The organism is Chthoniobacter flavus Ellin428, from assembly GCF_000173075.1.
Lineage (GTDB): Bacteria > Verrucomicrobiota > Verrucomicrobiia > Chthoniobacterales > Chthoniobacteraceae > Chthoniobacter > Chthoniobacter flavus.
In genome coordinates, this window is the sequence record NZ_ABVL01000013.1 from 135,987 (window position 1) to 149,228 (window position 13,242).

Annotated in this window: 8 protein-coding genes and 1 pseudogene; all 9 read left to right on the top strand. The window is 63.1% G+C overall.

Annotated elements, in window-relative coordinates; genetic code table 11:
• Positions 1 to 135: 135 nt before the first annotated feature.
• A complete protein-coding gene (locus CFE428DRAFT_RS20130) occupies positions 136 to 939 on the top strand; it encodes a GntR family transcriptional regulator (protein WP_006981474.1) in 804 nt (267 codons plus the stop codon).
• Between the two features lie 67 nt (positions 940 to 1,006).
• The gene (locus tag CFE428DRAFT_RS20135; protein ID WP_006981475.1) at positions 1,007 to 2,941 is read left to right on the top strand and encodes an FG-GAP repeat domain-containing protein; all 1,935 of its coding nucleotides are present in this window, start codon (positions 1,007 to 1,009) and stop codon (positions 2,939 to 2,941) included.
• Positions 2,938 to 4,059 (top strand): sialidase family protein, encoded by a 1,122-nt coding sequence (locus tag CFE428DRAFT_RS20140; protein ID WP_006981476.1) that lies wholly within the window; start codon positions 2,938 to 2,940, stop codon positions 4,057 to 4,059. The genes CFE428DRAFT_RS20135 and CFE428DRAFT_RS20140 overlap by 4 nt, the downstream gene beginning before the upstream one ends.
• Positions 4,056 to 4,955: a dihydrodipicolinate synthase family protein gene (locus tag CFE428DRAFT_RS20145; protein ID WP_006981477.1), complete on the top strand. Its 900-nt coding sequence runs from the start codon at positions 4,056 to 4,058 to the stop codon at positions 4,953 to 4,955. Before CFE428DRAFT_RS20140 ends, CFE428DRAFT_RS20145 begins: the two co-directional genes overlap by 4 nt.
• 170 nt (positions 4,956 to 5,125) lie before the next feature.
• Positions 5,126 to 6,712 (top strand): ribulokinase, encoded by a 1,587-nt coding sequence (locus CFE428DRAFT_RS20150; RefSeq protein WP_006981479.1) that lies wholly within the window; start codon positions 5,126 to 5,128, stop codon positions 6,710 to 6,712.
• A pseudogene (locus tag CFE428DRAFT_RS41235) lies at positions 6,709 to 8,331 on the top strand (fucose isomerase). Before CFE428DRAFT_RS20150 ends, CFE428DRAFT_RS41235 begins: the two are co-directional and overlap by 4 nt.
• Before the next feature lie 371 nt (positions 8,332 to 8,702).
• Complete coding sequence (gene trpB, locus CFE428DRAFT_RS20165) at positions 8,703 to 9,899, top strand: tryptophan synthase subunit beta (RefSeq protein WP_006981483.1); 1,197 nt, start codon at positions 8,703 to 8,705, stop codon at positions 9,897 to 9,899.
• A gap of 16 nt (positions 9,900 to 9,915) precedes the next feature.
• Positions 9,916 to 12,318: a DUF3857 domain-containing transglutaminase family protein gene (locus CFE428DRAFT_RS20170; protein ID WP_006981484.1), complete on the top strand. Its 2,403-nt coding sequence runs from the start codon at positions 9,916 to 9,918 to the stop codon at positions 12,316 to 12,318.
• A gap of 38 nt (positions 12,319 to 12,356) precedes the next feature.
• Positions 12,357 to 13,235: a YicC/YloC family endoribonuclease gene (locus tag CFE428DRAFT_RS20175; protein ID WP_006981485.1), complete on the top strand. Its 879-nt coding sequence runs from the start codon at positions 12,357 to 12,359 to the stop codon at positions 13,233 to 13,235.
• The last annotated feature ends 7 nt before the right edge of the window (positions 13,236 to 13,242 follow it).

Genomic DNA, 13,242 nt, shown 5'->3' on the forward strand with positions numbered 1-13,242 from the left:
CCTTTCTGTTTGGCACGTCTCTTAAAATAGATCTCCGGATCCCGAGGCGTGCCGCGCGACCCAATTGGCGGAAACGAATATTTCTTGCACTGGTATACCAGTGGTATTTAACTGCCTTACCAGATCCGCCTTCCGATGCCCACCAATCCCCTCCGCGACCAGGCCTACAAGCACATCCACGGCAAGCTCCTCGCCGGGGAATTGCCCGCCGGCCATGTCGTCTCGGAACATTCGCTCGCCCGTGAAATCGGCATCAGCCGCACTCCCGTGCGCGAAGCCATCCAGCGCCTCGAACAGGAAGGCGTGCTCGAACAGGTCCCTCGCTACGGCACCATCGTCCGCCGACCTGAGCGGCGGGATCTCGAGGAACTTTATCAGCTTCGCGAAGCGCTCGAGCCCTATGCCGTCGCCCAGGTCGCCGGCCGCCTCAGCACCGAGGACCTCGTCACGCTCGGCAAGCTGTGCGACGAAATCCGTTCCATCGCCGCGACCTTGAAGAAAGCGCCGCGCGCCGTACTCGATACCGCGCTCATGCGCCGGCTGCTCTCCGCCGATCTCGGTTTCCACATGGTCCTGCTGCGCGCCTCCGGCAACCGGCGCCTCATGAAAATCATCGCCGACTCGCGCATGCTTACCCGCATCTTCGGTACCCCGCGTCAGGAACACGATCTCGACGTGATCCAGGAGACCCATCGCTTCCACAGCGACATCCTCGAGGCCGTCAAAAAGAGCGACGCCGCCCGTGCCCAACGCCTTATGGCCGACCACATCCGGGCCAGCATGCGCGAAGCACTCGACCACTACGACCGCGCGCAAACCACCCCCGACACCCGTTCCATCCCCCTCGGCCTCCCCGACGACCTGCTCGCCGACCTCCAACGCATCGAGCAAGGCCCCGCTCTTCCTCGTCCTCGCAAAACCCGCCAACGCAAAAGCTGACACCTTTGGCCTTCGTATCCGCCCCGCGGAATCATTCGTCATTCGTCATTCGAAATTTCCCTCTCCCATGCCTCCCCAGCGTCTCCTCACGCTCCCGCTCCTTGTCACGGCGTCTCTCCCCGCCCTCGCGCTCGAGCCCATCCACTACAACAACCCCGGCCTCGTCGTCGACCTGAGCGTCGGCCTGTGGGCGGATCCTTTGCCGATGGATTTCGACAGCGACGGCAACCTCGACCTTCTCGTCGATTGCCCCGACAAGCCTTACAACGGCCTCTACTTTTTCCGCAATCCCGGCGGCGACACCGCGGTGAATCCATTCCCCGTCTTCGAAGCCGCGCGACGCATCAGCGGCGGCGCGCAGTTTGCTCAGGTCAGCTATCTCAACAGCAAGCCGCAGATCCTCACTCCCGCTACCTCCTTCCCCTATTTTCACGAGACCGGCCTCGACAAGCCGATCAAACTACCGCTGCCGGTGAACGTGCACACGCACAACGTCCGCGGGAATTTCTGGAAATACGTCGACTACGATGGCGACGGCAAAGTCGATCTCATCGTCGGGGTCGACGACTGGGGCGACTACGGCTGGGACAACGGCTACGATGCCACCGGCCGTTGGACTCGCGGCGGCCTCCACGGCTACGTCTATTTCCTCCACAACGCCGGCACCAACGAACAGCCCACTTATGAATCCGCGGTCAAAATCCAGGCCGGCGGAAAACCGATCGAAACCTTCGGCTGGCCCACGCCGAACTTCGCCGACTTCACCAACAGCGGGAAACTCGATCTCATCTGCGGCGAGTTTCTCGATGGCTTTACCTATTTCGAAAACATCGGCACTCGCACCGCGCCGAAATACGCTCCGGGCCGGCGGATTAAAACTCCCGATGGCCAGCCGCTCAAGATGGACCTGGAGATGATCATGCCCACGGCCATCGACTGGAACAAGGATGGCCACGTCGACCTCGTCGTGGGCGATGAAGACGGCCGCGTCGCCTTCATCGAAAACACCGGCAAACTCGACGCCGATCACACGCCCATCTTTCTCCAGCCCCGCTACTTTCAGCAGCAGGCCGATCTCGTGAAATTCGGCGCGCTATCTTCGCCTTATGGCTTCGATTGGAACGGCGACGGCTCGATCGACATCCTCTGCGGCGACAGCGCCGGCTACATCGGCTTCATCGAAAATCTCAGCAAGCCGGGCGAGGTGCATCCCAAATGGGCCGCGCCAAAATACCTCGAAGCCGATGGCCAGCGTATCCGCATCATGGCCGGTCCGAACGGCAGCATCCAGGGCCCGGCGGAGGCCAAGTGGGGCTACACCACGCTCAGCGTCGCGGACTGGGATGGCGACGGTCTGCCCGATCTCATCGTCAATTCCATCTGGGGCAAGGTCGTGTGGTATCGCAACATCGGCACTCGCACCGCACCGAAGCTCGCAGCCGCGCAACCGATCGAAGTCGAATGGGAAGGCGCGGAACCGCAACTCGCGTGGGGCTGGCAAAAACCGCAGGGCAAAGAACTGCTCACGCAATGGCGCACCACGCCCTATGCCATCGATTGGAACCACGACGGCCTCGTCGATCTCGTGATGCTCGACCAGGAGGGCTATCTCGCCTTCTTCGAGCGCGCCAGGCGCGACGGCAAGCTCGTGCTGCTTCCGCCGAAGCGCGTCTTCTGCGATGAAAAGGGCGAGCCGTTGCAATTCAGCAAAGGCACGGCAGGCAAGAGCGGACGCCGCAAATTCTGTCTGGTCGACTGGGACGGCGATGGCGCGATCGACATCCTCATCAACAGCGGCAACGCCGAGTGGTGGCGCCAGGTCGGGGCACACGATGGCAAATGGTTCTTCAAGAACATGGGCAATCTCGACGCCAACGCCAATCTTGCCGGCCATGATACCAGCCCCACGGCGGTTGACTGGAACAACGACGGCATCCCCGATCTGCTCCTCGGTGCCGAGGATGGCCATTTTTACTATCTCAAAAATCCCCGCTCCAAATGAAACCGTTCCTCCCCGCCCTGTTCGCTCTGCTCACTATCCCGGCACTGTCCGCCATGGCCGCCGATCTCACCACGCAACCCGGCTACGTCCATTCCGAGTTCATTTTCGAAAGTGCGCCGTTTCCGAGCTGTCACGCCTCGACCATCGCCCAGACGGCGAGCGGCCTCGTCTCCGCCTGGTTCGGCGGCACGCGTGAAGGCGCGCCCGACGTCGGCATCTGGCTCTCTCGCCACATCGGCGGCCAATGGAGCGCGCCCGTCGAAGTGGCCAACGGCCTGCGTAGTGATGGCCGGCGCTTCGCCTGCTACAACCCCGTGCTTTTCCAGCCCGCCAAAGGCCCGCTCCTCCTCTTCTACAAGGCTGGCGGCAATCCCAACGGCTGGTCCGGTTTTCTCAAGACCTCGCTCGATGACGGCGCCGACTGGTCCGCGGCGAAGCCGCTGCCCGATGGCTTTGTCGGGCCAGTGAAGAACAAGCCCGTGCAATTGGCAAACGGCATGCTGCTCTGCGGCGCCAGCATCGAGACGCCGGAAAAGCCGAGTCGCTGGCGTGTGCAAATCGAGCGCACGCCCGACCTCGGCAAGACGTGGGAGAAGACGGAATTTCTCAACGACGGTCTCGAGATCAGCGCCATCCAACCGAGCATCCTCTTCCTCGGCGGCGACAAGCTGCTCGCCATCGGCCGCACCCGCCAGGCGCATCTCTTCCGCACCACTTCCGCCGACGACGGCCAGACGTGGAATGAACTGTCGCTCACGGATCTGCCGAATCCGAATTCCGGCACCGACGCGGTCACCCTGCGCGATCACCGCCACGTACTCGTCTACAATCACACCGACCACGGCCGCTCTCCGCTCAATGTCGCCGTCTCGCGCGATGGCAGGACCTGGCAGGCTGCGCTCGTCCTCGAAAACGAACCCGGTGAATACAGCTACCCGGCGGTGATCCAAACCGCCGATGGACTCGTGCACATCACCTACACGTGGAAACGGCACCGCATCAAACACGTCGTCGTCGATCCCACGAAATTGGTGCTGGCGCCGATCGTGAATGGTGAGTGGCCCGACAACGAGTACAGCGCCCCCGAACCCGCGCCGGCCGCGGCTCAGGCAAAATGATGCGCGGCATCATCCCACCCATCGTCACGCCCCTCCGATCGCGCGATGAGCTCGATGTCGAGGGCCTGGAGCGTCTCGTGCAACACGTGCTCGCTGGCGGCGTGCACGGCATCTTCATCCTCGGCACCACCGGCGAAGCGCCGGGCTTGAGCTATCGCCTGCGCCGCGAACTCATCGAGCGCACCTGCCGGCTGGTGGCGGGCCGCGTGCCGGTGCTCGTCGGCATCACCGACACCGCCTTTGTCGAGGCGGTGCACATGGCGCAGTTCGCCGCGGAATCCGGCGCGCAAGCACTGGTCCTTGCGCCGCCCTACTATTTTCCGAATAGCCAGCCTGAGTTGCTCGAATACGTGCAACACCTCGCGCCCGAGCTGCCGCTGCCCCTGTTCCTCTACAACATGCCCACGCACACCAAGACGATCTTCGAGGTCGAGACCGTGCGGCGGGCGATGGATATGCCGAACATCGTGGGGCTGAAGGACAGTTCGGCGAACATGGTTTATTTTCACCAGTTGATCCGCCTGCTGCCGCAACGGCCCCAGTGGTCGCTGCTCGTCGGCCCCGAGGAATTGCTCGCCGAATCAGTGTTGCTCGGCGGTCACGGTGGTGTGTGCGGCGGCGCGAACCTGCGGCCGCGGCTTTACGTTGATTTGTACGAAGCCGCCCACGCTCGCGACTTCGAGCACGCTGCCGCGTTGCACGCCGAGGTCATCCATCTCTCGACTACGCTCTATCGCGTGGGCCGCCATAGTTCCGCGATCATCAAGGGGCTCAAGTGCGCGCTCCGCGAATTGGGCATTTGCGATGATTTCATGGCCGAACCGTTCCATCGCTTCCGCGAGGAAGAGCGCGAGCGGGTGCGCAAGGTCCTCGCGGAACTAAAAATCACGGCCTGAGTTATGTTTACGAATTCGAGAGGGCGAATGACCATCGCTTGCGTTTTGGAATGCGGCGGTGCTCCGCCGCTTTGGGAGCCGGTCCTCGAAAAGCGGCGGAGCACCGCCGCACTCCAAAACGCTGCCGCGAAAAGCCTCACCTAACGGAATTCGTAATCGCACCCTAAGCCATGGCAGATCGTCTTACACTCGGCCTCGACTTCGGTACGGAATCCGTTCGAGCACTGCTCGTCGATCTGCGAGGGCGCGAACACGCTTCCGCCGTCGCGAAATATCAGCATGGGCAGATCATCGAGACCCTGCCCGGCTCGCCGAAGAAACTGCCGCCGCTTTACGCGCTGCAGCACCCGCAAGATTGGATCGACTCCGCGGCCAGGGCCACGCGCCGCGCCTTGCGCACCGCTGGAGCGAAAGCCACCGACGTCATCGGCCTCGGCGTGGATTTCACGAGCTGCACGATGTTGCCGGCATTGCGCGACGGCACGCCGCTCTGCCTCGTCGAGCGTTTCGCGCGCGAGCCGTTGGCCTGGCCGAAGTTGTGGAAACATCACGGCGCGCAGGCCCAGACGGAGCGGATCAATCGGGTCGCCCGCGAGCGTGGAGAGAACTTTCTCGCGCGTTACGGCGGAGCCATCGGACTGGAATGGTTCTTTCCGAAAATGCTCGAGACGCTGGAACACGCGCCGCGCGTTTTCAAAGCCGCGGAAGTGTGGCTGGAGGCCGGCGATTGGTTCGTCTGGCAGCTCGTCGGCGGTGATGCCACTACGCTGCCGCGCTCGACCTGCCAGGCGGGATACAAAGGTATGTGGAGCGCCGATGGCGGTTACCCGAGTGAGGATTTTCTCCGCGCGCTCCATCCCGATTTTACCCGCGTCGTCAAAGACAAGATGCCGGGACGCTTGCTCGCTCCGGGTGTTTCGGCGGGTGGATTGAGCGTGGCAATGGCCAAACGACTGGGACTGCGCGAAGGCACGCCCGTCAGCGCCGCCATCATCGATGCCCACGCCGGCGTCCCGGGCGCGGGCGCGGCGGAACCGGGCACCTTTGTCATGGTTCTCGGCACGAGTTCCTGCCACATGCTCAATAGCGTCGAGGAACGTTTCGTTCCCGGGGTCGCGGGCATCGTGCGCGATGGCATTCTGCCGGGATTCGTCGGCTACGAGACCGGACAGGCGGCGGTGGGCGATGCCTTCGATTGGTTGCGCCGCCTCGCCGGCCAGCGAGACCTGCGGCTACTCTCGCAACAAGCCGCCGCGCTCGCTCCCGGCGCGGATGGCGTGCTCTGTCTCGACTGGCTGAACGGCTGCCGCACTCCGCTCATGGACGGCTCGCTCACCGGCGCCTTTACCGGTCTCACCCTGCATCACACGCCTGCGCATCTCTATCGCGCGCTGCTCGAAGCCTCGGCCTTCGGCGTGCGCTGGATCGTCGATCTTCTTCGCGAACATGGTGTGCCGGTGAATCGTTTCGTCGCCACTGGAGGCCTGCCGCATCACAACCCGTTGGTCGTCGAGGTCTATGCGGACGTCCTCGGCGCACCAATCACCGTGCATCCGTGCAAAAACGGCCCCGCGCTCGGAGCCGCCATCCTCGGCGCGCTCGCCGCAGGCGCTTTCCCGTCGCCAAACGCCGCCATCCGCGCGATGGCCACGGCCAGATCCGCGTCGGTCGTCAAGCCGCAGCGCTCCCATCGTTCCGCCTACGACGAACTCTACATCCGCTACCGCGAACTCGCGTCGCATTTTTCATCCCCATGAAGCCAGCCGCCCGACTCAGACCCAAGACCGCCTACCTGATCGCCAGCGGCGATCTTCGGCCCAGCGCCAATCGCGTTTGCTGGCCGGCGCAGCAGAAGATGGAAGCGGCCCTCGCCAAAGCCCTTTCTGCCCAAGGCTGGAAGATCCAGCGCGCCCACCCAGTCGATCGCGCGGCGGGTCACGGCTTCATCGATTCGCAGAAGATGGGCATGGCCGTGTTTCGCGACATCGACCCGGACGCCCCACTGATCGTCGCCGAGGCGGTGTGGCAATATTCCCATCACGTCCTCGCCGGGCTGACCACACATCGCGGGCCGATTCTCACCGTGGCGAACTGGAGCGGTCAATGGCCGGGCCTCGTCGGTCTGCTCAATCTCAATGCCTCGCTCACCAAAGCCGGGGTGCGCTATTCCACCCTCTGGAGCGAGACGTTCACCGATGGCTTCTTCCAAGCCGGTCTCCAGGAATGGATCACCACCGGCGCGGTCACCCACGATCAATCCCACGTGCGCGATCTCGCGCTGCTCAAGATCCCGGCGGAAGACGAGCGCCTTGGTCGTGACTTCGCCCGCAAACTGCGCCGCGAGAAAGCGATTCTCGGCGTCTTCGATGAAGGCTGTATGGGAATGTTCAACGCCATCGTTCCCGACGAATTGCTGCACCCCACTGGGCTTTTCAAGGAACGCCTCAGCCAGTCGACGCTCTTCGCCACGATGCGCACGGTCAGCGATACCGAGGCCGATGGCGTAATCACGTGGCTAAAGAAGCGCGGATTGCAATTTCGCTTCGGCCCGAACGCGGAGACGGATCTCACCGAGGCCCAGTGCGCGAGCAGGCGAAGATGTATATCGCCGCGGTGCGACTCGCGGATGAATTCGGCTGCGCGGCCATCGGCATCCAATATCAGCAGGGGCTCAAAGACCTCGCGCCCGGCGAGCGATCTCGTGGAGGGCATGCTCAACAACGTCGACCGCCCACCCGTGAAGAGCGCCGATGGCCGGCGCGTGCTCTTCGAGGGGCCAGGCCTTGCCCCACTTCAATGAAGTGGATGAATGCGCCGGTCTCGATGGACTCGTGACCTATCGCCTCTGGCGCGAACTCGGTTTTGCGCCGGAAAATACGTTGCATGATCTACGCTGGGGCGCGGATTTGAGGGCGACTACGTCTGGGTGCTGCTCATCAGCGGAGCCGCGCCGCCAGCGCATTTCATCGGCGGATGGAAAGGCGCAAGCAGCGAGCGGCAGCCGCCGATGTATTTCCGTCTCGGCGGCGGCACGCTGAAAGGCGTGAGCAAGCCGGGGCACATCGTCTGGAGCCGTGCGTTCATCAGTGGCGGGAAGCTGCATGCCGACCTGGGCGTAGCCGAAGTAGTAAAATTGCCCGAAGCCGAGACCGCGCGCCGTTGGCGTGAGACCACGCCGCAATGGCCGATCATGCACGCCGTTTTCAAGGGTGTCACTCGCGACCAGATGATGGCCCGGCACAAGTCGAACCACATCCAGGTGGTCTACGCGCCGAATGAGAAACAGGCCCGCCGCGCCGCGCGCATCAAGGCCACGGCCCTGGCTGAGCTGGGGCTCGAGGTCCACCTCTGCGGCAACGCACGGCTATTGGATTGATCCCCCGTCGCATTCAAGGACAAGGAATTGGTACCAAATGAGCAGCTGGCAGGTTGTCTGGTTTTGCTCTGCCAAGCGAACAAGTGGGTAATAGAATTCGCGCCCAAACGAATCCATCATTTCAGGCCTATGATCCATCCTGCGGCTCATCCAAACCACCGGGCCAAAAGAAAGCGGATAGAGTAAGAGGGCGACCAGCATCGCTGATATGATATAAGTCGGCTTCATCGAGGGCGGCAGCATTGAATCATATCACTTTGGGCCTCATTAGCCAGAATGGTCTCAGTCCGGGTCTTCTACGCACCGCACAATCCGCTTGGAAATCCCTTTGCAGCCTCCCGTCTTCACGCCTAGTCTCCACGCCCTTACTTATGATTGATCTCGCCACACTTCCTGATGCCCATGGCCATTTCGGGCCCTACGGTGGAATGTTTGTGCCGGAGACGCTGATGACTGCCCTCAACGAGCTCACGGAGGAATACGCCAAGGCTCGCGAGGATGCTTCGTTTCAGCGGGATCTTTCGTGGCTTCTCCAGGAATACGCCGGACGGCCTACCCCCCTTTATTTTGCCGAGCGCCTCACCCGCGAGCTCGGTGGCGCGAGGATTTACCTGAAGCGCGAAGACCTGCTCCACACCGGCGCGCACAAGATCAATAACGCCCTCGGCCAGATCCTCCTCGCCCAGCGCATGGGCAAGAAGCGCATCATCGCCGAGACCGGCGCCGGCCAGCATGGCGTGGCCACGGCCACCGTCGCCGCGCGCGCGGGGCTCGAGTGCGTGGTCTATATGGGCGCGGTCGATGCCCAGCGGCAGGCCCTCAATGTCGCCCGCATGAAATTCCTCGGCGCCAAGGTCGTCGAAGTCACCGCCGGCCAGCAGACGCTGAAGGAAGCGATCAATGAAGCGATGCGCGATTGGGTGACCAATGTGCGCACCACGCATTACATTCTCGGCAGCGCACTCGGCTCGCATCCCTATCCCATGATGGTCCGCGATTTCCATCGCGTGATCGGCGACGAAGCGCGCCAGCAGATCACCGCGCGTGAAGGCCGCCTGCCCGACTTGCTCATCGCTTGCGTCGGCGGCGGTTCGAATGCCATCGGACTCTTCTGGCCTTTCCTCAACGACGCCGGGGTCAAGATGATCGGGGTCGAAGCCGGCGGCCGCGGCATTCGCAATGGCGACCACGCCGCGCGCTTCCAAGGTGGCAAGCTCGGCGTGCTCCAGGGCACGAAGACGTATCTGCTCGCCGATGATGACGGCCAGATCCAGCTCACCCACTCCGTCTCCGCGGGTCTCGATTACGCGGCCATCGGGCCGGAACATGCCTACCTGCGCGATCAGGGCCGCATCGATTACAACTACGCCACGGACGACGAAGCGCTCGACGCTTTCCAAAGGCTGTCGCGCACCGAGGGGATCATCCCCGCGCTGGAATCCTCGCACGCCATCGCCCAGGTGCTGAAGTCCGCCCCGCAAATGTCGAAGGACGAGATCCTCATCGCGAACCTCTCCGGTCGCGGGGACAAGGATGTCGCCCAGGCAGCCGAGTATCTGCTGAAGTAATGCCACGCGAGGTGTGATGGATTCGACGTTTGTTCCGCCAGCGGTTCCGGATTACTCCCCCGGCCTGGCGGCGCCGACGCCGGAACCCGCACCGGCCGCGGAAATCGGCACGGTCAGCCTCATCCCGCCGCACGTTCTCGAGCGAATCGCCATCGGCCCCGTCGAGTCGTGGATCGTCGAGCGCCCGATCGATCTCGAAGCACGCAAGGAGGACGGCTCGAATCCAGTTTACCTGCTGGATGCGCAACACGATGCCGAACTGCAGGGGAGCTATCACCGCCACGTCCAGCGGCTGGATACGACGAAAGCCGTCAGCGAGGCAAGCCAGTGGCGATTAAATTTCGATCCCGCGACGGAACGACTCTTCATACACACCCTCATCGTGCGTCGCGGCGAACGCGTGGCGGAAAATGCGAAGCCGGAGCGCCTGCGCGTGTTGCAACGGGAGGAAGGCCTCGAATCCCAGACGCTCAACGGCCGCTTGACCGTGGTGGTGCTGCTGGAAGACGTGCGCGCGGGCGACATCCTCGACATCAGCTTCACCATCCATTCCCAGAATCGGATTTTTCCGACGCATTTCGCGCGGCTCGTCACCATTCCGAATTGGACGTTGCGCGACTTCCATTTGACCGTGCGCTTTCCCACCGGCCGGCCCATGCGGTGGAAGAGCAACGACGAAAAGCTCACGCCGATGATCGGCGAAGAGGCGGAAGCAACCGAATGGTCCTGGCATCTCCACGACCAAGCGGGCCGCGAACCCGAGCGGAACGTGCCCGGCTGGCATTTCCAGCATCGCTGGATCCAATTGACCGACTTCACCTCGTGGGCCGAGGTGGTATCCGGCGTGGTCGCCGCCTGGCGGGAGGATTTGCAAAACCCGGAAGTGCTTCACCTGGTCGAGTCGATCGCCGCCGAAGTGGCGCCCCCCGCCCTGCGTGCCGAACGGGCGCTTACCTACTTGCAGGACGACATCCGCAACCTCAGCGACAGCACCGAGTTCGGAGGCCAGAACCCGACTTCACCGGGCGTCATCCTCAAGCGGGGCTTCGGCGATTGTAAGGACAAATCCTTCGCCGCCGTCCATCTCCTCCGCCTCCTCGGCATCCCGGCGCGACCGGTCCTGGTCAATACCGACCTCCGCCAGACGGTCGAGGAGTTCCTGCCCACGCCCAATGTTTTCAACCACGCCATCGTCGAATTCGAAATCGACGGCCGCCGCCGCTGGCTGGACACGACCCAAACGCTGCAGGGCGGATCGGTGCTTTCGCGCCCCATGGCGCAATTCAGGCTCGGCCTGCCGCTCGGTCCCGGCGTGGAAGACCTGGAGTCGATTCCCACGGACGAATCGAGCGATCGCACGGAGCTGAAAGAAACTTTCTACCTCGATACCACCGGACGATCCTCGACCCTGCGCGTGCAGGTCATTGCCACCGGTCGTGACGCGGAAAAGTGGCGCCGCGGTCTCGCCCACGACGGGGTGGAGGTTTTCGCGCGCCAGCGGGAATTCTTTTACCAACAACTCTTCCCCGGCGCGCATCGCCTCGGGAAAGTCGAATGGCACGACGATCGCGAAAATAACGAACTGGTCTTCGGAGAGGCTTTCGAACTGCGGTCGGTCCTCTTTCCGATCGTCAGTGGGGAGGAGCGAGCCTTCCTCTTTCGCTTCCGCGCCCATGCCATCCAGGCCGTGCTCGGTTTGTTCGAATCCGGCAGGCGCCGCCACCCGTGGGAGATGCCTTTCCCCTGCCGTGTCCGGCATACCATCGAGATCGAATCCTCCGGACTGCCGCTGAATCTGGTCCGCCCGGCGCAGGTCGACGCGAAGGCCTTCCGCTTTTCCTGCCACGGCCAGCAGCGGCCGGGCTTTGCCTCCATCACCTTTCTCGCGCAGATCCTCGCCGATCACGTGCCGACGTGGGAATTCGAAGTACACAAGCAAAAGATCGGCGAGGTGTGGCCGTCCACGATCATGACCGGGCAATTGCCGCCCAGCTCAGTCGTGCCTTGGAAGGCGCGCTCGCACGAAAATCTGCTCCCGCGCAGGGGCACCCGTGCGACTTCATCTTCTCCACAGTCGCCCGACGAGGCCGGTCTCTCCGCCCTGCCTATCGAAGCGGCACCGGCGCTGACTTCGCGCGCCCAGCGGGAGAGAGGAAACCTCGTCCCGCGCGAGGAAAAATCCGGACGAGCGAGTGAACCCACCCACGGCCGCGACCGTGGACCAGTCCTTCGCCCGAATCCCTCTGCCACACCTCCGCCACTTCCCGATTCCGCCTTGCGCGAAAGCAGTTCCCGGCGGCGACGTGGCAGCCGGCGGCGGCATCGGCGCCAGGAGCACGGCATCCTTTTCTGGATCGGCACGATCATTGGGGGATTCATCCTGCTGGCGATGCTCCATTTCCTATTGCACGCAAAGTGAGCTTCCTATCCCCCACCGTTCGCCGTTAAACAAAGCCTATGAGAAGCATGACCGGCTATGGCCGGGGCCAAAGCTCGCAAAACGGCAGCAAGATCAGCGTCGAACTCAACTCCGTGAACCGGAAGCAGAGCGACGTGGTCGTGACGCTGCCCCGCGAGCTCACCGAACTGGAACCGCGCGTGCGCGATGTCATCAACGCCCAGGTATCGCGCGGCCGACTCAATGTCGTCATCGCCGCGCATCACACCGCCAGGCCGGCCAACGCCGCCCTGGCGCTCGATACCAATCTCGCGCGGATCTACTACCGGGCGATGGTTGACTTGCAGAAGGAGCTCAATGCCGCCGGCGAGATCAGTATCGACACCGTGCTGCGCGCCCCCGGCGTCCTGCGCATGCCGGAGGAAGAAGTTTCGATCGATGACATGTGGCCGCCGGTGGAAAGCGCGTTGAAGGAAGCGCTCGCCGACTTGGTCAAAATGCGGGAGCGCGAAGGCAAACACCTCGCCAAGGATCTCATCCATCGTCTCAAGATCGTCCGCGAATCCGTGCGCAAGATCCGCACGCTGCAGCCCGGGGTCCTCAAGCGCCATCGCCAATCGCTGCACGAGCGCATCCAAAAAGCGGGCGTCGATCTCCCCGTCGACGACGAGCGCCTGGTGAAGGAAGTGATCTTCTTCGCCGACAAATCGGACATATCCGAGGAATTGACCCGTCTCGACAGCCATTTCGCCCAGTTCGCCCATCACCTGCGCAAGAATGAACCCGTCGGCCGCACGCTCGAGTTCATGTGCCAGGAGATCGGCCGCGAATTCAATACCCTTGGCGCCAAGGCCAACGATGTGGACATTTCCCAGCTCGTGGTCACGTGCAAAGCCGAGATGGAAAAAATCCGCGAACAGATTCAGAACATTGAATAACGACCAA